The sequence below is a fragment of the Amycolatopsis sp. NPDC021455 genome (genome assembly GCF_040640995.1).
Taxonomy (GTDB): domain Bacteria; phylum Actinomycetota; class Actinomycetes; order Mycobacteriales; family Pseudonocardiaceae; genus Amycolatopsis.
Window position 1 is genome coordinate 184,144 of sequence record NZ_JBFACT010000003.1, and the last position, 18,693, is coordinate 202,836.

Below are 18,693 nucleotides of genomic sequence, written 5' to 3' on the forward strand. Positions count from 1 at the left end.
CGAACGGAGGTTCGGCGGGGCTTTTCCACACCTGTGCACAGAGTTGTCCACAGGCGGTGGACAACTGGAGTGGTATTAGAATCACGTTCATGGTGCGAGTGCCGCTGACGGACGAAGAGCGTGAACGGGGCGAGCGCCTCGGCCAGGCGCTGCGGGTGGCGCGGGCCGGCCGGAGCATGGTCGACGTCGCCACCGAGGCGGGGATCTCGGTCGAGACGCTCCGGAAGATCGAGACCGGCCGCATCCCCACGCCGGCGTTCTTCACGGTCACGGCCATCGCCGACGCCGTCGGCCTGCCGCTGGAGGAGCTCCGCGCGGCCGTCGCGCCCGCCGCGTCGCCGCCGCTTTCCCAGGCCAGTTAGAGCGGGCGCAGCTGCTTGAGGATGTGCTCGCGGTCGTTGAGGAACGCGCAGCCGGGCACCGGCAGGTCGTAGCTGTTGAGCAGCTTCTCGAAGTCGGAGAACTCGTCCGGCGAGAGGTTCAGGCCGACCTTGACGGCGTGCGCGGCCAGCACGTCGGCGAACTCCTCCCACTCGCCGGCCCACAGCAGCGTGCGGTAGTGCGTGTAGTCTTCCGGCGAAAGCCGGCTGCCGACCGTGGTCAGCACGCTGTCGGCGAAGAAGCTGATGCGGTTCTCCCTGAGGTCGGCGACCGTCGGGTTCGCCGGGTCACGCGCGGTGTCGGGGTTGCGGACCACGCCGGGTCCCGCCACCGGGTACGCGGTGTACACGCGCCCGTCCGGCTCGACCAGGACGATCAGGTGCACGTTGAACCGCTCGCCGGCACACCGCCAGCGGCCGTTCTGCTGCTGCCGCCGGGCTTCGCTGGGGTCGTTCGCGACGTCCTTGACCACCGAGATGATGTGTTCGTCGGTCCAGCCGGCCGGGAATTCACTGGTCGCCCTGCGTCCGACACCCGGTGCGTGCCCGCCGCCCACTGGTTGCTCCCTTCGTCGGCCCGAGCGTAGGTCAAATGGCGGCGGCGAGCAGCACGATGCCGACGACGAGCAGGTCGAGACCACGGAAGAGCTGCCGCAGGAGATTGGCGGGCATCGGCCCCATCGGGGTGTCGGTGAAACCCGGGTTCGCGTAGTCGACCGAGGTCCGGGTCACCGTGCGCAGGATGGAAAGCACCGCGAGCGGCACGGCGAGCCACGCCGTCGCGGCGAACGACGTCCCACCCGCGAGGGTGACCACCGCGAGCAGCGCCGCCCAGAGCAACCCCACGCCGGCCAGGACCAGTCCGTGGGCCAGGACCAGCTCGCGGTTCGCCGATCCCAGCCACCGGCGACGGCCCGGGTTGCGCCAGAGCTCGCCGAGCCCGCCGCCGAACGGCGTCAACGCGATGTACGCGCCGACGCCGACCAGGACCGCGCCCGGCACTGTCGGCACGGCGATGTGCGCGACGACGACCGCGAAGGCGATCAGGACCGCCGCAGCCGCGTACCGCCGGCGGCCGAGCGTGCCCGCCCAGGCCAGTCGCAGCGGCGTCGGCCGGCGCAGGGACAGCCCCCCGACCGGCGACGACGGCGGCAACAGCATCATCGGGTCGAGGAAGGTGACGGCGACCGAGCGCAGCACCCGGCCGTCCCACCCGGCCAGCAGCGTCGCCCGGCCCGCGCGCACGACCGGCTCGCCGCCGAACGCCAGGGGCAGCGCCGCGACCAGCACCCCGGCCGCGACGAACTGGACGGTCACCGGGCCGAGACCGAACGCGGCGATCGCCAACCCGAGCACGGCGAGCAGCAGCGGCCCGAGCGCGTCGAACCGGAGAGCCGTCCGCCGGGCCGAGGCGAAGGCGACGACACCGGTCGCGGCGACGACGGCGAAGGCCGCGCGCCACTGGTCGAGCCCGGCGCCGCCGACGGCCAGGAGCAGCGCCGCCAGATAGGCGGTCACCGCGACCACGCCGGTCCAGGCGCCGAGCAGCCGCAGGGTGACGACGCGGCCGCGGTCCACCGGCGCGAAGTCGAGCCAGGTCAGCTCCGCCGGTTCGACCCAGACGAAGCCGCGGCGCAGCAGGCCGCGCCAGCCGACCGCGCAGCAGAGCGTGAGCAGCCCCAGCACGGCCGGGAAGTCGACCCGCGACGAGCCGTAGAGGGCCGGGCGCCAGCCGTCGACGTGGAAGAACGCCGTGAAGAGGAACCCGAAGCCGAACAGGAAGACGAACCCCGAGGTGTCGCCGCTGAAGATCCCGCCGAACCGCTTCCGGCCGGGGATCCGCATCCGGCGCGGTGCGACAGTCACCACAGTTCGAGCACGCTGTCCGCGGCCTCCAGCAGCGGCGGGTGGTGGGTGGCCACCACGACCGCCGCGCCGGCCGCCGTCGACCGGGCGATCACCTCGACCAGCCACTCCTTGCCCGCCGTGTCCAGCGCGCGCTCCGGCTCGTCGAGCAGCAGCAGCCGGTGGGGCCGCGCGGTGACGCCGAGCAGGAGCAGCCGTCGCCGCTGGCCCGCGGAGAAGTGCCCCGACGTCACGCGCATGCGCTCGCCGAGGCCCGCGTCGCGCAGCAGTTCCTCGTGGTCGCCGAGGTCGGCGCCGAACGAGCCGGACAGGAGTTCCAGGTGCTGCATCGGCGTCAGCTCGGCGAAGAAGTCGGAGTCGTCGAACAGCACCGACACCTTGCGGCGGAACTCGACATCCCGCTCGTCCGGCGGCCTGCCGTCCACCAGCACACGACCCCGCTGCGGTGTCTGCATGCCGTAGAAGCAGCGCAGCAAAGTCGACTTGCCGACTCCGTTCGGCCCGACGATCACCGCGCACTCGCCGGGGTCCACCGAGAAGTCCAGGTCGTCGAACAGCCACTGCTCGCCGGCCCGGACGCCGAGTGCCTTCGCGTCGATCATCGGAGGTGTTCGAGGACCGGCGCGAACTCGTCGAGGAACGGCTCGAGGATGGTGAAGTAGCTGAACCCGAAGCGCTCCCGGCGCGCGCGGAGCTGGTCGGCGATCTGCGCCGCCGTACCGACCAGCACGACCGGCAGCTCGCCGAGCTCTTCGGCGGTCAAGCGGCCGACGGTCTGCTGGAGTTCGGCCAGGGCGGCCGCGCGGTCGTTCGTGACCTTCACGAACTGGCAGAGCAGGTTGAACTCCACCTGCGCCTCGCGGTCGCCGAGCTTCGCCCGCACGAACGCCACGCGCTCGTCGACCTCCTCGGGGCCCGCCGCGGCGAGGGTCGCTCCGTCCGCGGTCGCCGTCATGCCGGTGAAGCCGATGATGTCCGCGTGCTCGACGGCCAGACCCAGCACGCGGTCGCCGCGCCCGCCGAGCAGCAGCGGCGGTCCTCCGGGCCGGACCGGCGCGGGCTTGTGCTCCGGATCGGCGTACAGCCGCTTGAGCTCGGTGATCGTCCGCTCGAGGTGGTCGACGCGCTCGCGCGCGGGCGGGAACGGCATCCCGGCGGCCTCGAACTCCGCCTTGACGTACCCGGCGCCCAGGCCCAGCTCCAGCCGCCCGTCGGTGAACTGGTCGGTGCCGGTGACCTCCCGGGCGAGCAGCACCGGGTTGTAGAACGGCGTGTTGAGCACGAACGTGTTCAGCTTGACCCGCGAGGTGACCTCACCGGCCAGCACCAGCGCCGGGAACGGCGGCGCCATCCCCAGGTGGTCGGCCGCCGACAGGACGTCGTAGCCGAGGTCCTCGACCTTGCGGCACTTCTCGACCCAGGCGGCGCGGCTGTCCGGCACGACCATGTTGACGCCGAAGCGGAACGGTTTCTCCCCAGTCATACCGACAACGTACTCAGCTTCTCGATCACGGGAGCGAGCCTGGTCAGGTCGTCTTCGAGCACCGTGAAGTAGCTGACGCCGAGGGTCTCGCGGGTGCGCAGCAGCTGCTCGGCCACCGCGTCCGCCGAGCCGGCGAGGACCGTGGCCAGCTCGCCGAGCTCTTCGACGTCCAGGTGCGGCACGAGCTGGTGCGCCGCCTGCAGGGCCGCCCGCCGGTCATCGGTGATCCGGACGAAGTGGACCATCAGGTTCAGTTCGGCGTCCCGGCCGTCGAGCACCCGCTTCACGAAGTCGGCGCGTTCGGCCAGCGCGTCGGCACCGGCGAGGGCCAGCCGCCCCTCGGGCGCGCCCGGCGCCGTGCCGGTGAGGGCGATGGTGTCGGCGTGCGCGGCGGCGAAGGTCAGCATCCGGTCGCCGCGGCCGCCGAGCAGCAGCGGTGGCCGCCGTCGATCGGCGAACTCGCGCTCGATCTCGGTGACCACGTCGACGAGCCGCCCGAACCGGCGGCCGGGCGTGCCCCAGTCGATCCCGGCGGCTTCGAACTCCTCGCGGACGTACCCGGCGCCGATCCCGATCTCCAGCCGGCCGCCGGTGAACTCGTCGAGCGCGGCGAGGTCGCGGGTCAGGACCGCCGGGTTGTGGAAGCTCGCGTTGAGGACGTACGTGTTCAGCCGGATCCGCTCGGTGGCCTCGGCGGCGAGGAGCAGGGCAGGTACCGGCGCGACCCGCCCGAGGTGGTCGACCACGCCGACGACGTCGTAGCCGAGGTCCTCGGCCTGGCGGCATTTCGCCACCCAGTCGGCCCGTGAACCGGGAACGTACAACGCCACCCCGAAGCGAAAAGATCTCATGGCCGCGAAACTACATGCGGAAGGGGACGTCCCGAGGGACGTCCCCTTCCGGCTCGGCCGGCTCAGCTCAGGCGCTGGGCCAGCGCGTCCAGCTCGTCACGCAGCGACGTCGGGACCTTGTCGCCGATCTTCTCGAACCACTCCTCGATCAGCGGCAACTCCTCGCGCCACTCCTCGGGCTTGACGTCCAGGGCGGCCTGGATGTCCTCGATCGGCTCGGTCAGGCCCTCGGTGTCGAGGTCCTCGGCGCGCGGCACGAACCCGACCGGCGTCTCGACGGCGTTGCCGCGACCCTCGACGCGCTCGATGACCCACTTGAGGATCCGCGAGTTCTCGCCGAAGCCCGGCCACAGGAACCGGCCGTCGTCGCCGCGGCGGAACCAGTTGACGTAGAAGATCTTCGGCAGCTTGTTCGCGTCGGCGTTCTTGCCCAGGTTCAGCCAGTGCTTGAAGTAGTCACCGGCGTGGTAGCCGAGGAACGGCAGCATCGCCATCGGGTCGCGGCGGACGTTGCCGACCGCGCCGGCCGCCGCGGCGGTGGTCTCCGACGACATCGTGGCGCCCATGAAGACGCCGTGCTGCCAGTCGCGGGCCTCGTTGACCAGCGGCACCGTCGTCTTGCGGCGGCCGCCGAACAGGATCGCCGAGATCGGCACGCCCTTCGGGTCGTCCCACTCCGGGGCGAGGATCGGGCACTGCGACATCGGCGTGCAGTAGCGCGAGTTCGGGTGGGCCGCCTTCTCCTCGGAGTCCGGCGTCCAGTCCTGGTGCTTCCACGACGTCGCGTGGGCGGGCTTGTTCTCCATGCCCTCCCACCAGATGTCGCCGTCGTCGGTCAGGGCGACGTTCGTGAAGACCGTGTTGCCCTTCTCGATCGTGCGCATCGCGTTCGGGTTGGTGTGCCAGTCGGTGCCGGGCGCGACGCCGAAGAAGCCGAACTCGGGGTTCACCGCGTACAGGCGGCCGTCCTCACCGAAGCGCATCCAGGCGATGTCGTCGCCCAGGGTCTCGGCGCGCCAGCCCGGGATGGTCGGCTGCAGCATGGCGAGGTTGGTCTTGCCGCAGGCGCTCGGGAACGCGGCCGCGACGTAGTGGACCTTGTCCTCCGGCGAGATCAGCTTGAGGATCAGCATGTGCTCGGCGAGCCAGCCCTCGTCGCGGGCCATCACCGACGCGATGCGCAGCGAGTAGCACTTCTTGCCCAGCAAGGAGTTGCCGCCGTAGCCCGAGCCGTAGCTCCAGATCGCGCGCTCCTCGGGGAAGTGCGAAATGTACTTCGTTTCGTTGCAGGGCCAGGAAACGTCCTTCTCGCCCGGTTCGAGCGGCTTGCCGACCGAGTGGAGCGCGGGCACGAATTCGCGCTCGGTTCCGTCCGGCGCGACGAACTTGTCGAGGGCCGCCTTGCCGGCGCGCGTCATCACGCGCATCGAGGCGACGACGTAGGCGAAATCGGTGATTTCGATACCCAGCTTGGGATTCTCGTCGCCGAGCGGGCCCATGCAGAACGGGATGACGTACATCGTGCGGCCACGCATCGAGCCGCGGAACAGCTCGGTCATGGTGGCCTTCATCTCGGCCGGGTCCATCCAGTTGTTGGTCGGACCGGCGTCCTCGGGACGCTCCGAACAGATGAAGGTGCGGTCCTCGACGCGGGCGACGTCGTTCGGGTCGGAAGTGGCCCAGAAGGAGTTCGGCTTCGACTTGAGCTGCACGAACGTGCCGGCCTCGACCAGCTCCTGGTTGATCCGGGCGGCTTCTTCGTCGGACCCGTCGACCCACACCACACGGTCCGGGGTGGTCAGCTCGGCGACCTCCCGGACGAAGGACAGCACGCCAGTGTGCGTCGTCGGCGCGGTGTCCAGTCCGGGGATGGCGACTGCGGTCATCTCTACTCCTGACTTCCGACGACAAAAGAAGCCCACACCGGAACGACGCTGTCCCGGTGCGGGCGTCTTTGCCGGCGACCGAATGGCTTCGCGCACCGGCTGGCGAACCGGTGTGCGCGATTTGGGATTCCCTGAGAGTAGCCGCATGACCGGCAAGTAACCGAGAGCTGACGTGTAGGTTCTCTCACAAGAACGATAAGGGAATCGATTCAGAAGTCACTTGATCGGTGTATTCGCTGAAAATCTTCCCGTGCGCTGCGACACAGCCGTGACCTGCTCGTTTTCATTGAAGACATGAAGAAAGCCCGGGACTCGCGTCCCGGGCTTTCAAACTATGACCTGGGTCACTTCAGTTCGGCGAAATCCACTGCCCGGTGCCGGAGTCGATGCGCGCGACGCCTTCCAGCACCTGCGTGCCCGCGCCGCCCCACTCGGCGTCGCCCGCCGGGTCGTTCTCGGTCCCGGAGTCCATCAGTCCACTGGAGACTTCGGTCCACTGGCCGTGTCCGGTGTGCTCGAACGTCGTGGTCGTGCCGTCCGCCTCGGTCTGGATCGCGACGTCCGCTTCGCCGTCGCCGTCCTTGTCGGTGAAGGCGATGGTGCCGCCGCTCTTCGTCTCGACGATGGCGGTGTCGTTGTGCCCGTCGTGGTCGGTGTCGATCGTCGCGACCCCCGCGTCGACCTCGCCGTCCGGCATGTCCGCGTGGATGTGGCCGCCGGAGTCGGCGTCCCGGCCGCCGGTGCCCGAGTCGTCGTGGCCACTGCCGTGCGACTCCACCCACTGCCCGCTGGCCTCGTCGTAGACGGCCTGGTCGACGACGTGCCCGGTCGAGTCCAGCACGGCGTACTGGTCGGCCTCGCCGTCGTGGTTCGTGTCGATGAAGGCCTGGGACGTCCCGTCGTCGTGCTCGATGATGGCGGTGTCGTTCACGCCGTCGTCGTTCACGTCGTAGTTGACCTCGGCCTGGTACTCCTGGCCGTCGACGTGGACGGTCATCGCGTCCGGGCTGGAGGCGTCGGTGTCGCTGCCGCCACTCTCGTCGACCCACATGGGAACTTCCCCCTTTGAACCGGGTAACACGCTCTGACCTGCTGTCGGAGGGTATGACTCACCGTAGGCCCGTTCGGTTCCGCTCCACAACCGGACGTGGGTCAGGCGGTCTTGTCCCGCAGGGCGCGGATGCGGGTCAGGAAGGCTTCGGCGCGCTCACGGCCGTCACTGACCTCTTTGAGCCGCTTCGACACGATCGCGATCTTCTTGGCGCGTTCCTGCGCGCCCATCTTGATCGTCTTGTCGACTTCCTTCAGCTCGCCCTCGATCGCGTCGATGCGGCGGCCCAGTGCCTCGTCGAGGGCCATCGACAGCTGCTGCTCGGCCTCGATGAGCTGCTCGGCGACGAGCTGGTCGAGCGTCGAACGGGCGTCCGCGATGGCCTCGACCAGCCACTGCTTCATGTGCTGCTTGTCGGCCGCGTGCTTGCGCGTGCGGGCCATCCACCAGCCGGCGCCGAGGCCGATGATGATCGTCGCGGGCAGCACGACGGGGTTCAGGATCGCGACACCGGCCAGCGGCAGCGCGGCCACCTTGCCGGCCCCGACGCCACCCGAGATGCCCATGAAGACGAGCAGCTTGTCCTCGGCCGTCGGCGGCTTCTTGTCCGGCGGGCGCAGCACCACCGGCGGGCCGCCGGCCCGGGCGAACTGCGCGCGGATGACGTCGAGCTCCTCGGGCGAGAACAGTTCCGCCAGCGAGACGTTGGTGACCTGGTTCAGCCGTTGCGAAAGCAGCATCGAGATCCGCTGCGACGTCGTCTGCAGCGCGATGTCGACCTGCTGCGGCAGCGCGGCCAGCTCGTCGCGCTTGGCCGCGTCGATCAGCTGGCGGAAGTGGGTCTGCGCGTCCCGCATCTGCCGGCTGCTCTCGTGCCCGACCTCGACGCGGGTGCGCTGCACCTCGCCGCGCAGCTTCAGCTGCCAGCCGCGGGTCGACGTCCGGCGCTCGGCCTGCAGCTGGTCACGGCGTTCGCGCAGCTGCTCGGCCTCGGCCTCGCCCGCCGACAGCGCCCGGCTCTCGGCCTGCAGCTTCGCCTTCAGCTCGCCCAGCGCGCTGGACAGCGCACGCAGGGTGTTCGCCTCGCCGAGCATGGCGGACCGGCCGACGAGCAGCTCCTGCAGCGCGGTCTGCACCGCCGCGATGCCGGACTTTTCCCGCAGCATGGCGGCCATCTGCTCGTTGGGCGCCTTCGCCGCCGTCTCGAACATCCGCGCCGACACCGGGTGGAACACCGCGTCCGCGAACCGCGGCGCGTGCTCGCGCAGCAGCTGCCGGTCGGCCTCCATGACCTCGCGCCAGCCGCGGAACATGTCGACCTTGGTCAGCGCGAAGACGACGGTCTCGACGCGCTCGCCGACCTCGCGCAGGAACCGCAGCTCGGTCGAGGTGAACGGCGCCGAGGCGTCGACGACGAACAGCAGCGCGGTCGCCCCCGCGGCGGCTTCCTTGGCGAGCTCACCGTGCATCGAGTCGAGCCCGCCGACGCCCGGCGTGTCCACCAGCGAAAGCCGTTCCAGCAGCGGCACGGGACCGGTGACCTCGACGTACCGCGGCGGGATCTGCCCCGGCGGCAGCTCGTGCGCGGCCGACACCCAGTGGATCAGCTGACCCAGGTCGATCGGCACGGGCGCGAGCTGGCCGGGGTAGCAGGCCTGCGCGCCCCAGGTGTCCGCGTGGTCGAACACCAGGTAGGTGGCGGTGGCGACGTCGGCGTCCACAGGGGACAGTCCCGGCATCGCGAGCAGCGCGTTGACCAGCGAACTCTTCCCGCGGTTCGTTTCGCCGACGACCACGACGGCCGGCTTCTTCGGCCGCGCCTTCCGGATGTCCTCGACCCACTTGGCGGCGTCCGGATCGGCGTCGCGGACGAGGGTCAGCAGCTGGTCTCGCGCGGCGGCGACCTGCGCGGGCAGGCTCGGCGCGGTCGGTGCGCTCACGGGTTCTTCTTCGCGTAGACGGTGACAATGGGGGCACGCAGCAGCCGGTCGTGGTCGGCGAAGCCGGTGACCTCGGTTTCCGCGACGATGCCGTCGAGCGCGGGATCTTCGGTCGGGACCGCGCCGCCGGCTTCGTGCCGGGCCGGGTCGAACCGCTCGCCGTCCGGCCGCAGGGCCTGGACGCCGATCGCGGCGAGCCCCTCTTCCAGGCGTTCGACGACGCCGCCGCTGCGGGCGCGGTCCAGCGCGTAGAGGCACATCCGGATCAGCGCCTGGCGGTCCGCGAGGGCCCGCTCCAGGTCGCTCACCTGCTGCAAGGGGTGCACATCGGTGTCCGACGCGACGGAGCCGCTGTCGGTTCCGTCCTTGCGAAACCAGCCCATGACGACAGTTTGGCGGACTCAGGCGCCGTCCGTTGGCGAAACCGGGCGAAGGAACCGGATCAGGATCGTCCGGAGGATCGCCTGCTCGGCGGCCAGATCGAGGTCGGGGTCGAGGCTCGCCCGCGAAATCATCGCGTCGATCAGCCCGGCGACCCAGCCGGCCGCCGCCCGCGGGGTGACGCCGGAGTCGATCAGCCCGGCGTCCTCGGCCCGCCCGATGAGGACGGCCAGCCCGTCGCGCAGCGCGCCGTCGTTGCGGTGGATCAGCTGGGCGAACTCGTCGTCGCGGGCGGCCTGGGCGGCGGCTTCCAGCACGAGCCGGACGACCGCGGGGTGCGCGAGCTGGCCGGCCAGCTCGGTGACGACGTCGAGCAGCGCCGCCAGGGGGTCGTCCGTCTTCGCCGCGGCTTCGAGGCGTTCGGCCGTCTCGGCGGCGTCGTCGGTGAAGATCGCCGTGAACACCGCGCGCTTGCTGGGGAAGTAGTGGAAGAGGCTGCCGGAGCTGATGCCCGCGGCCCGGCAGATGTCCGCCGTCGTCGTCCGCTCGAAGCCCTTCTCGGCGAAGCAGCCCGCGGCGGCGTCGACGATCGCGCGGCGCTTGGCCGCGTGCTTGGCCGGGTCGACGGTCCTCATCGCTCGACCGGCGGCTCGTCCCGCCAGGGGTAGCCGTGCTCGGCGAAGGCCGGCGCCAGCTCGCGGCCCGGGAGGTCGGTCTTCTCGCGCGCGATCTCCCGGCCGTCGGTCGTGCGCAGGACGAGCTCCTTGCCGTCGAGGTAGACGGCTTCGAGATCGGCCTCGATGCGCCGGGTCTTGTCACCGCGGACCAGCGTGACGCGGGTCGGGGACACCGTGACGACCAGCCGTTCGTGCGCCCAGATCGCGGCGAACACCAGGCCGAGCACGAGCCCGCCGGCGACCGCGGCCGGCGTCGCCCACGGCTGCGGCAGCTTCGTGAGCACCTTGAACACACCTTGGAAGGGGAACGCGGGCAGGTCGCTCACCCAGGCGGCGATGGCCCAGACGCCCACGCCGAGCGCGCCACCGATGAGCGGGCAGCCGACCCAGGACCCGGTGCGCAGCCACGACGGCTCGTCGACGGTCGTCTCCATGCGGTCCATTATTAGACCGCGTACTCGGTTTATGAAAGCGGGGTCAGACCAGCTGGTCGATCACCTCGCGAAGGACCGCCTCCAGGCCCGGGCCGTCCTCGGCCAGGCGGGAGGAGACGAGCAGCTGATCCTCGGCCGTGCGCAGCCAGATCGAGCCGGCGACCGAGATCTCGATGACGTTCAGGCGGAACGGGTACGCGTGCCGGCCCTGGCGCACCTCCGCCTCGCGGACCAGCTGCCGGAGCCGCTCGCCGGCCACGATCTGGCGCCGGTAGAAGCCGGGCGCCCACGGGGTGCCGCCCGACGGCTCGCCCGCGCCACGCAGGGCCGGACCGCGCGCGTTGGCGAAGTGCCGCGCCGCCGGGGCCCCGAAGAAGTCGACCGCCTGCCGCATCGCCGAGCCCTGGGCGAGCGCCGGCCTGCCGTAGCGGTTGCGCGGGCTGCGCGGGTCCGGGTCCTCGCGGTTGCGGAGGAAGGCCAGCAGGTCGACCCACCAGTCGGCCCACTGCTCCTGGACGGCCGCCCGGTCGATCGCGGGCGGGATGTGCACCGGGACCTGCGGCTCGACCGGCGGCAGCACCTGTCCTTCGGAAACGGACAGGGCCAGGGCGTCACGGATGTACAGCGCGACGTCGACCTCCGTCTCGCTGCCCCAACCCGCCCGCCAGGATGTCGTGTATTCCCGTTGCACGTTTCCACAGTACGCGGGAAGACGCGGCTACCAGGGAAAGTCGGCACGGAGCGACAAACTCACCCCTGCGGGTCGCGGACCTGTTGCCAGATCAGGAAGTACGCCCGGTGGACGACGTGCGCGACGCGGCTCTGCGCCGGCGTCGCGCCGAACGACGCGAAGGACCGCCACCAGCCGGCGCGTTCGAGGGCGTGCGCGGCCAGCTCCTGGCGCGGGGCGCCGGGCTTGCCGAGCTGGGCGCCGATGTCGGCGTTGCTGCCCACCCGCAGGACCTCTTCGGTGAGGTCGTCGGGCATGTCGACCGCACCGGAGGCGACCAGCGTCAGGGCTTCGAGCAGCCGCAGCTGGTGGGCCTCGGGCTTGGCGAGCAGGACCTCGATGGCGTCGTGGACGCGCTGGCGCTCGCCCGGGTCGGCCGAGGCGTGCGCGAGCGCGGTGACCGAGGCGAGAGCGGCGGCCGCCTTGATGCCGTCGGCGCGGGCGGCGAACACCACGGCCAGCCGCTGCCGCACCGCCTCCAGGCCCGACGCGTCGAGCAGCGAACGCCGCAGCGCGCCCGCGGTGATCTCCGGCTCCTTGCGGACGACCTCGACGGCGTGGGCGACGCCGAACAGGTCGAGCTTCTCCAGCAGCCGCAGCCGCGTGCCCGCCGGGACGTCGCACTCCCAGCTCGTGAAGATGTCGGCCGAGATCAGCATGGTCTGCAGGACGTCGTCGTCGAGCTCGGCGAGCTGCCGCAGGGCCTCGGCGTCGGCGGAGGTGAACCCGCCGGACTCGGCGGACTCGGCGATCAGCCCGATCACCGGCAGCACGTCGGCGACACGCGGCTTCAGCGTCGACGCCTGCTTCTCGGCGAGCAGGGTCGCGGCCTTCCAGACGTCGCCGCCGGAGCCTTCGACGGACTCGGGCGCGATGGTGTCGGCCTTGTTGAGGACGGCGATCGCGTTGACCGGGCCGGCCTCGCGGCTCGCCGTGGCGGCGGTGAACGCGGCGAGGGCCTGCTGGTCGTCCGCACGCACGCCCTGGGTGACGACGTACAGGACGGCTTCGGCGCCGGCGACGGCGTTGCGCGAAGTGTCGTCCAGCTCGTCGGAGCCTTCTTCCTCTTTACGGTGCTTCGCCGCCCCTAGCAGCTGCTCGGTGCGGGACACCGACGCGGCGTCGAGCGAGCCGAGGCCCGGGGTGTCGATCACCGTCATGCCCTGGAGGACGGCGTTGGTCAGGTACGCCTCGATGTGCGACACCTGGTCGATGTCGACGCCCAGCTCGGCGGGGATCATGCCGTCGGAGGCGAACGGGAGCACCTGCTTGCGGCCGTCGGTGAAGACGATCTCGACGCGGTCGACCGTGCCGTACTGGAACCGGGTCACCAGCCGCGTGCACTCGCCGATGTCCGTCGGTGCGACCCGGCGTCCGATCAGCGCGTTGACCAGCGTGGACTTGCCCGACTTGATCCGGCCGGCGACGGCCACCTGCAGCGGCGCGCCGAGCCGGCGCAGCACCTCGGCGAACCCGGCGGCGGTGCGTGCGGAGACCTGCGGCTGCAGGCGGTGACACAGGTTGGCCACCGACATCGACAGCGGACCCGCGAGCCGGCCCTGCTCCGGTGACGTCACGGCCCCCCTCCCCGTCATACGGACAACCCCTGAATCGTGCCATGCGGCTCATCCCCAGGTCGCACCGAAGGTGGTACCGCCGACCGACGCGCGATCTTCACGGCGCGACCTAGTGTTGTCTCGTGCGACGGCTGAGCCTCTGGATGCGTGCCCACCCCATGGCGGGCGACTCGGTGCTCGCCATCCTGCTCGGCCTGTTCGACCTGCTGCTGTTCGCCGCCGGCGGCCTGGACGAGGCCGTCGGGCTGCCGCCCTGGTACGTCAGCGTGCCGGTGGAACTCGCGATGGTGCTGCCGCTGGTGTTCCGGCGGCGGTCGCCGCTGTGGTCGGCCTACGTCGTGCTGGTGATCGGCGTCGTGCACTCGACGCTGGAGCTGGGCATCGCGAGCATCGCCGGGCTGGCGATGAGCATCTACTCGGTCGTCGTCTACGCCGGACGGCGGCAGGGACTCGTGTACGTCGGTGCCGTCGTCGCCGGGTCCGCCCTGCAGCTGGCGCTGGGTCCGGCGTCCGAGGTCATCCTGTCGGCGCTGTTCCTCGCGTTCGGCATCGCCCTGTGCTGGACCCTCGGCGAGTTCGTCGGGGCCCGGCGCGCCTACGACGTGGAAGTGGAGGCCAGGTTGCACCTGCTCGAGACCGAACGTGACCAGGCCACCCGGATCGCGGTGGCCGAAGAGCGCGGCCGGATCGCGCGCGAACTGCACGACGTCGTCGCGCACGCGGTGAGCGTCATGGTCGTGCAGGCCGACGGCGCGTCCTACGCGATCCAGAGCAACCCCGAGCTCGCTCATCGGGCCCTGCAAACGATTTCCGAGACCGGCCGGGGTGCCCTCGGCGAACTGCGGCGCCTGCTGGACGTCCTGCGCAGCGACGACGCGGACGGCGAACCCCGCGTCCCGCAGCCGGACGCGCACGCCCTCGCCGAGCTGGCCGACCGGATGCGCACGGCCGGGGTGCCGGTGGAGCTGGAGATCGGCGAGCTCGGCGAACTGCCCGCCGGCGTCTCGCTGGGCATCTACCGGATCGTGCAGGAGTCGCTGACCAACACGCTCAAGCACGCCGGGCATGGCGCGACCGCGGCGGTGCGGGTGCACCGCACCGGCGACCTGGTGGAGGTGCTGGTGTCCGACGACGGCGCCGGCCGCGTCCCGCAGCTGACGCCGGCCGGCGGACGGCGCGACCCGCGGCTCTCGGTGCCCGGCGGGAACGGCTTGATCGGCATGCGCGAACGCGCGCACGTGTACGGCGGGACCCTCGACGTGGGCCCGGCTCCCGGTGGTGGATGGCAGGTCCGCGCGGCCCTGCCGGTTAGGTTGGACCAGTGATCCGTGTGGTGGTCGTCGACGACCAGGAACTGATGCGCGTCGGCTTCCGGATGGTGCTCGGCGCACAAGCCGACATCGACGTCGTCGGCGAAGCGGGCGACGGCGCGCAGGCCATCAAGCTCGCCGAGGAACTGCGCCCCGACGTCGTGCTGATGGACGTCCGGATGCCGGTGCTCGACGGCGTCGAGGCGACCAAGCGGATCGTCGCCGCCGGCACCGCACGCGTGCTGGTGATGACGACGTTCGACCTCGACGAGTACGTCTATTCGGCACTGCAGGGCGGGGCCAGCGGGTTCCTGCTCAAGGACACCCAGCCGGACCACCTGGTGTCGGCGCTGCGCGCGGTCGCCTCGGGCGACGCGGTGGTGTCGCCGTCGGTGACCCGCCGGCTCCTGGACCGGTTCGTCGGCTCGGGCGGCTCGCCGATGCGCGACACCGCCGAGCTGGACGTCCTGACCGACCGCGAGCGCGAGGTGCTCGTGCTGATCGCGAAGGGCATGTCGAACCTGGAGATCGCGGAGGCGCTGTTCCTGTCCGAAGCGACGGTGAAGACGCACGTCGGGCGGATCCTGGCGAAGCTGGAGCTGCGGGACCGGGTGCAGGCGGTGGTGCTGGCCTACGAAACCGGCCTCGCCCGCCCCGGCCTCGGCTGACTCAGCGGAAGCCGTCCGGCGGGGTGGTCGCCGGGTCCTTGCCCGCGTGGCGGACTTCGGTGAGCCAGCGGCCGAAGTCCGGGCGGTCGCCGTCGATGTCCGTGTAGCCGTACTCCTTCATCAGGGTCCAGGACGCCAAAGTCCGGCCGGCGAAACGGGAGACCTCGGGGTCTTGAGCGAGGGCCGCGACGCCGCGGGCCAGCAGGTACGGCGTCTCGGAGATCTTGAAGTCGACCGGGGCGAGCTTGCCGACCGCGTCGCGCCAGTTGTCCTCGGTGACCTCGAAGTGGTCCAGCATCGACTCCGAGCGCAGGAAGCCCGGCGTCACCGCGAGGCCGACGCAGTCGTTCTTCTTCAGCTCGACGCCGAGGGCCCGGCCGAGCGCGCGGATGCCGCACTTGGCGAGGTAGTAAGGGAGGCCTGCGCCGACGTAGTCGTCGTTGTCACCGTCGGTCACCTCGAGGACCAGGCCACGGCGGGCGACCACCAGCGGCAGCAGCTTGTGCAACGCGATGAGGTGCGTGTCGAGCGCGTTGTGCGTCAGCTTCAGCGCGTCTTCCAGCGGTGTCTCCCAGAAGGGCGCGTCGAAATGGAAGTACATGTCGCCACCCCAGACGTCGTCGACCAGGATGTCGATTCCGTCCACTTCGGACTCGATGCGGGCTTTCAATGCGTCCACATCGGACACGGAGGTGAAGTCGCAGCGGACCACGACCGCCTTGCCGCCTGCCGCTTCGACCAGTTCGCCCGTCTCTTCGATCGTCTCCGGGCGCTTCATCGGCGACACCGTTTCGCGCGTCGTGCGGCCGGTGACGTACACCGTCGCGCCCGCACGGCCCAGCTCCACCGCGATCGCCCGGCCGCAGCCCCTCGTCGCCCCGGTGACCACCGCGACCTTGCCCTGCAAACTCATGCGTCCTCCCGTCCGCGCCACGCGGAAAGCACCGCGTCGACGTCCTCCGCCAGCCGGTCGGCCAGCCGCCCGTGCGGCCGGATCGACCAGTCGATCGACACCCCGTTGATCACGCCGAGCACCGCACGGGCCGCCCGCGGCACGCTCGGCGCGTTCGGCAGCGATCCAGCCGCCGCCCGCACCAGCCGCCGCAGTTCTTCCTCGACCGCCGTGAAGTGCTCGCCCAGCAATGCCCGCAGCACCGGGTCGCCGATGTCCACGCCGAGCTGACCCAGGTGGTTCGCCGCCTCTTCGGCGTCGCCGAGCACCGCGTAGACCGACACAGCCGCGGCGCGCAGGCCGTCGACCGGGTCGTCCGCCCGCTCGGCGCACTCCCGCATCTGCTCGACCGCCCGCCGCGTGGCCCGCCGGCTCATCGCCTGCAGCAGGCCGCTCTTCGAGCCGAAGCGCTGCGCAACCGTGCCGACCGAAACATTCGCCTCCGCGGCCACCTGCGCGAGCGTGAAACCGGGGCCACAGCGGCCGATCACGATCTCCGCCGCACCCAGCAGCCGCTCGTCGGTGATGCTCCTCGGCCGGGCCACCTCATTATTGAACCACAGTTCATTAATGACGTCGAATCAGGGTCGACTCAGGGTCATCACGGATCGCGCATCGGCCGAAGAGCCAGCAAGGTACTACTCAGGTAGGGGGAGGGGTTCGGCCTCCAGGGTGACGCGCGAACCGCCCCCGACCCGCGACGATGAACGCGTCGTAAGCGAGGGGCGGAAGAGGAGCAGTCATGATCGAGGCAACCGGCCTCACCAAACGGTACGGAAAAACGCTGGCGGTGAACAACCTGTCGTTCTCCGTGGCCGCGGGTCAGGTCACCGGCTTCCTCGGCCCGAACGGGGCGGGCAAGTCCACGACCATGCGCATGATCCTGGGCCTGGACAACCCGACGGGCGGCCAGGTCACCATCGGGGGCAAGAAGTACCACGACCTCAAGGAGCCGCTGCGCACCGTCGGCGCGCTGCTCGACGCGAAGTGGGTGCACCCGAACCGCTCGGCGCGCTCCCACCTGCTGTGGATGGCGAAGGCCAACCGCATCCCGGCGGCCCGGGTCGACGAGGTGCTCGAGATCGTGGGCCTGACCAGTGTCGCGAACAAGCGCGCCGGCGGGTTCTCGCTCGGCATGTCGCAGCGCCTCGGCATCGCCGCCGCCCTGCTCGGCGACCCCGAAGTGCTGCTGTTCGACGAGCCGGTGAACGGCCTCGACCCCGAGGGCATCCTCTGGATCCGGAAGTTCATGCACCGGCTGGCCGAGGAAGGCCGCACCGTTTTCGTCTCGAGCCACCTGCTTTCGGAGATGGCGCTGACCGCGACCAACCTCGTGGTGATCGGCCGGGGGCAGCTGATTTCGCAGTCGTCCACCGAAGACTTCGTCGCCCGCGCGGCGGAGAACACGGTCAAGGTGCGCTCGCCGCAGCTGGCCGAGCTCCGGGACGCCCTGCAGCGCGCCAGCGCCGGGGTCGTCGATGAAGCGAACGCGCTCGTGGTGTCCGGGATGGACAGCGACAAGATCGGCGAGATCGCCGCCGCCAACCGGATCGTGCTGCACGAGCTGAGCCCGCAGACCGGCTCGCTCGAGCAGGCCTTCATGCAGATCACCGGCGACTCCGTCGAGTACCACACCGGTCTCGACGCCGAGGCGCAGCACGTGCTCGAGTCCGCCAAGTAACCGGGGAAACCAAGATCATGAACCTGCTCGCGGTCGAACGCATCAAACTGTTCAGCACCCGCTCGCCGTGGTGGTGCGCGCTCATCACCCTGGCCCTGGCCATCGGCTTCGCCGCCATCTTCTCCGGCGCGTCGCCCGCCGACGAGCCGGTCTCGGTGGCCGCCACCCAGTTCGGCGGCTCCCAGTTCGGCATCGCCGTCGTCATGGTGCTCGCCGCGCTCGCGGTGACCACCGAATACCGCTTCAACACCATCCGGACGACCTTCCAGGCGGTGCCGCACCGCTCGCCGGCGCTGATCGCCAAGGCGATCGTCGTCGCGCTGGTCGCGCTGGTCATCGGCGAGATCGCCGCGTTCGGCGCCCTCGGCCTCAGCATGCTGATGCGGCCGAACGACGGCCTCGGCCTGCACACCACGCAGGACTGGATGAACGTCGCCGGGCTCGGGCCGGTGTTCGCGGTCGCCGCCGTGCTCGCCGTCGCGCTCGGGATCCTCATCCGGCACAGCGCCGGCGCGATCGCCCTGCTGCTCATCTACTACTTGGCCGTCGAAGAGCTGGTGCAGCTCATCCCGAAGGTCGGGCACCACATCCACGAGTGGCTGCCGTTCAACGTGGCGAACAAGTTCCTGCGCGGCTCCGCCGTCGGGGGTGACGGCCCGCCGGCGTCGGACTCGCCGCTGAGCCCGGGCTGGGCGCTGGCCTACTTCGCCGGCATCGCCATCGTGTTCCTGCTCGTCGCGCTCGGGGTCGCGAAGAAGCGGGACGCGTAACGGGGGAACAGGGAAAAAAGGGGAAAACACCGGATCCGGGTCGCGCTGTCGGGGGG

At 70.9% G+C, this 18,693-nt stretch carries 20 protein-coding genes; 5 read left to right on the forward strand and 15 right to left on the reverse strand.

Going from position 1 to position 18,693, the window contains the following annotated elements:
* Window positions 1-89 precede the first annotated feature (89 nt).
* Window positions 90-362 carry a helix-turn-helix transcriptional regulator gene (locus AB0G28_RS06150; RefSeq protein WP_361083459.1) on the forward strand — a complete coding sequence of 91 codons (273 nt, stop codon included), beginning with the start codon at window positions 90-92 and terminating at the stop codon, window positions 360-362.
* Here the strand turns inward: AB0G28_RS06150 and AB0G28_RS06155 are convergent.
* The 13 genes from AB0G28_RS06155 to AB0G28_RS06215 form a co-directional block, all read right to left on the reverse strand.
* Complete coding sequence (locus tag AB0G28_RS06155; RefSeq protein ID WP_361083461.1) at window positions 359-937, reverse strand: EndoU domain-containing protein; 579 nt, start codon at window positions 935-937, stop codon at window positions 359-361. The two genes, AB0G28_RS06150 and AB0G28_RS06155, sit on opposite strands and share 4 nt — an antisense overlap.
* Before the next feature lie 31 nt (window positions 938-968).
* A complete protein-coding gene (locus AB0G28_RS06160; protein ID WP_361083463.1) occupies window positions 969-2,249 on the reverse strand; it encodes a hypothetical protein in 1,281 nt (426 codons plus the stop codon).
* Window positions 2,243-2,848 (reverse strand): ABC transporter ATP-binding protein, encoded by a 606-nt coding sequence (locus AB0G28_RS06165; RefSeq protein ID WP_361083465.1) that lies wholly within the window; start codon window positions 2,846-2,848, stop codon window positions 2,243-2,245. Before AB0G28_RS06165 ends, AB0G28_RS06160 begins: the two co-directional genes overlap by 7 nt.
* Window positions 2,845-3,729, reverse strand: coding sequence for an LLM class F420-dependent oxidoreductase (locus AB0G28_RS06170; protein WP_361083467.1), 885 nt, complete (start codon window positions 3,727-3,729; stop codon window positions 2,845-2,847). Before AB0G28_RS06170 ends, AB0G28_RS06165 begins: the two co-directional genes overlap by 4 nt.
* On the reverse strand, window positions 3,726-4,580 hold the full coding sequence (locus AB0G28_RS06175; protein WP_361083469.1) for a TIGR03621 family F420-dependent LLM class oxidoreductase: 855 nt from the start codon (window positions 4,578-4,580) through the stop codon (window positions 3,726-3,728). The genes AB0G28_RS06170 and AB0G28_RS06175 overlap by 4 nt, the downstream gene beginning before the upstream one ends.
* 62 nt (window positions 4,581-4,642) lie before the next feature.
* Window positions 4,643-6,466, reverse strand: coding sequence for a phosphoenolpyruvate carboxykinase (GTP) (locus AB0G28_RS06180; protein ID WP_361083470.1), 1,824 nt, complete (start codon window positions 6,464-6,466; stop codon window positions 4,643-4,645).
* Between the two features lie 349 nt (window positions 6,467-6,815).
* Complete coding sequence (locus AB0G28_RS06185; RefSeq protein ID WP_361083472.1) at window positions 6,816-7,517, reverse strand: hypothetical protein; 702 nt, start codon at window positions 7,515-7,517, stop codon at window positions 6,816-6,818.
* 101 nt (window positions 7,518-7,618) lie between these two features.
* Window positions 7,619-9,457: a dynamin family protein gene (locus AB0G28_RS06190; RefSeq protein WP_361083473.1), complete on the reverse strand. Its 1,839-nt coding sequence runs from the start codon at window positions 9,455-9,457 to the stop codon at window positions 7,619-7,621.
* On the reverse strand, window positions 9,454-9,840 hold the full coding sequence (gene grpE, locus AB0G28_RS06195; RefSeq protein ID WP_361083475.1) for a nucleotide exchange factor GrpE: 387 nt from the start codon (window positions 9,838-9,840) through the stop codon (window positions 9,454-9,456). Before grpE ends, AB0G28_RS06190 begins: the two co-directional genes overlap by 4 nt.
* Window positions 9,841-9,858: 18 nt before the next feature.
* On the reverse strand, window positions 9,859-10,473 hold the full coding sequence (locus AB0G28_RS06200) for a TetR/AcrR family transcriptional regulator (RefSeq protein ID WP_361083476.1): 615 nt from the start codon (window positions 10,471-10,473) through the stop codon (window positions 9,859-9,861).
* Window positions 10,470-10,949, reverse strand: a complete 480-nt coding sequence (locus AB0G28_RS06205) for a hypothetical protein (RefSeq protein WP_361083478.1) — start codon at window positions 10,947-10,949, stop codon at window positions 10,470-10,472. Before AB0G28_RS06205 ends, AB0G28_RS06200 begins: the two co-directional genes overlap by 4 nt.
* Window positions 10,950-10,992: 43 nt before the next feature.
* On the reverse strand, window positions 10,993-11,640 hold the full coding sequence (locus AB0G28_RS06210) for a hypothetical protein (RefSeq protein ID WP_361083480.1): 648 nt from the start codon (window positions 11,638-11,640) through the stop codon (window positions 10,993-10,995).
* Between the two features lie 59 nt (window positions 11,641-11,699).
* Window positions 11,700-13,274 carry a dynamin family protein gene (locus tag AB0G28_RS06215; protein WP_361083482.1) on the reverse strand — a complete coding sequence of 525 codons (1,575 nt, stop codon included), beginning with the start codon at window positions 13,272-13,274 and terminating at the stop codon, window positions 11,700-11,702.
* A 140-nt stretch (window positions 13,275-13,414) separates the two neighbouring features.
* Here AB0G28_RS06215 and AB0G28_RS06220 point away from each other — a divergent pair, with 140 nt between their 5' ends.
* A complete protein-coding gene (locus AB0G28_RS06220) occupies window positions 13,415-14,581 on the forward strand; it encodes a sensor histidine kinase (protein WP_361084135.1) in 1,167 nt (388 codons plus the stop codon).
* Window positions 14,578-15,234: a response regulator transcription factor gene (locus AB0G28_RS06225; protein WP_361083484.1), complete on the forward strand. Its 657-nt coding sequence runs from the start codon at window positions 14,578-14,580 to the stop codon at window positions 15,232-15,234. The genes AB0G28_RS06220 and AB0G28_RS06225 overlap by 4 nt, the downstream gene beginning before the upstream one ends.
* A 1-nt stretch (window position 15,235) precedes the next feature.
* On the opposite strand, the gene AB0G28_RS06230 is transcribed toward AB0G28_RS06225, so the two are convergent.
* Both AB0G28_RS06230 and AB0G28_RS06235 read right to left on the reverse strand, forming a co-directional pair.
* Window positions 15,236-16,147, reverse strand: a complete 912-nt coding sequence (locus AB0G28_RS06230; protein WP_361083486.1) for an SDR family NAD(P)-dependent oxidoreductase — start codon at window positions 16,145-16,147, stop codon at window positions 15,236-15,238.
* Window positions 16,144-16,731, reverse strand: a complete 588-nt coding sequence (locus AB0G28_RS06235; RefSeq protein WP_361083488.1) for a TetR/AcrR family transcriptional regulator — start codon at window positions 16,729-16,731, stop codon at window positions 16,144-16,146. Before AB0G28_RS06235 ends, AB0G28_RS06230 begins: the two co-directional genes overlap by 4 nt.
* Before the next feature lie 197 nt (window positions 16,732-16,928).
* On the opposite strand from AB0G28_RS06235, the gene AB0G28_RS06240 reads away from it, so the two are divergent.
* Together AB0G28_RS06240 and AB0G28_RS06245 are read left to right on the forward strand one after the other, a co-directional pair.
* Complete coding sequence (locus AB0G28_RS06240; RefSeq protein WP_361083490.1) at window positions 16,929-17,867, forward strand: ABC transporter ATP-binding protein; 939 nt, start codon at window positions 16,929-16,931, stop codon at window positions 17,865-17,867.
* A 17-nt stretch (window positions 17,868-17,884) separates the two neighbouring features.
* Window positions 17,885-18,637, forward strand: a complete 753-nt coding sequence (locus tag AB0G28_RS06245; protein ID WP_361083492.1) for an ABC transporter permease — start codon at window positions 17,885-17,887, stop codon at window positions 18,635-18,637.
* The last annotated feature ends 56 nt before the right edge of the window (window positions 18,638-18,693 follow it).

Excerpts from the sequence above, each read along its gene's own strand:
- AB0G28_RS06200 (WP_361083476.1), bottom strand. The coding sequence starts at position 10,473 with ATGAGGACCGTCGACCCGGCCAAGCACGCGGCCAAGCGCCGCGCGATC.
- AB0G28_RS06170 (WP_361083467.1), bottom strand. The coding sequence starts at position 3,729 with ATGACTGGGGAGAAACCGTTCCGCTTCGGCGTCAACATGGTCGTGCCG.
- AB0G28_RS06220 (WP_361084135.1), top strand. The coding sequence starts at position 13,415 with ATGGCGGGCGACTCGGTGCTCGCCATCCTGCTCGGCCTGTTCGACCTG.
- AB0G28_RS06165 (WP_361083465.1), bottom strand. The coding sequence starts at position 2,848 with ATGATCGACGCGAAGGCACTCGGCGTCCGGGCCGGCGAGCAGTGGCTG.
- grpE (WP_361083475.1), bottom strand. The coding sequence starts at position 9,840 with ATGGGCTGGTTTCGCAAGGACGGAACCGACAGCGGCTCCGTCGCGTCG.
- AB0G28_RS06150 (WP_361083459.1), top strand. The coding sequence starts at position 90 with ATGGTGCGAGTGCCGCTGACGGACGAAGAGCGTGAACGGGGCGAGCGC.
- AB0G28_RS06180 (WP_361083470.1), bottom strand. The coding sequence starts at position 6,466 with ATGACCGCAGTCGCCATCCCCGGACTGGACACCGCGCCGACGACGCAC.
- AB0G28_RS06230 (WP_361083486.1), bottom strand. The coding sequence starts at position 16,147 with ATGAGTTTGCAGGGCAAGGTCGCGGTGGTCACCGGGGCGACGAGGGGC.
- AB0G28_RS06215 (WP_361083482.1), bottom strand. The coding sequence starts at position 13,274 with ATGACGGGGAGGGGGGCCGTGACGTCACCGGAGCAGGGCCGGCTCGCG.
- AB0G28_RS06185 (WP_361083472.1), bottom strand. The coding sequence starts at position 7,517 with ATGTGGGTCGACGAGAGTGGCGGCAGCGACACCGACGCCTCCAGCCCG.
- AB0G28_RS06175 (WP_361083469.1), bottom strand. The coding sequence starts at position 4,580 with ATGAGATCTTTTCGCTTCGGGGTGGCGTTGTACGTTCCCGGTTCACGG.
- AB0G28_RS06245 (WP_361083492.1), top strand. The coding sequence starts at position 17,885 with ATGAACCTGCTCGCGGTCGAACGCATCAAACTGTTCAGCACCCGCTCG.
- AB0G28_RS06205 (WP_361083478.1), bottom strand. The coding sequence starts at position 10,949 with ATGGAGACGACCGTCGACGAGCCGTCGTGGCTGCGCACCGGGTCCTGG.
- AB0G28_RS06240 (WP_361083490.1), top strand. The coding sequence starts at position 16,929 with ATGATCGAGGCAACCGGCCTCACCAAACGGTACGGAAAAACGCTGGCG.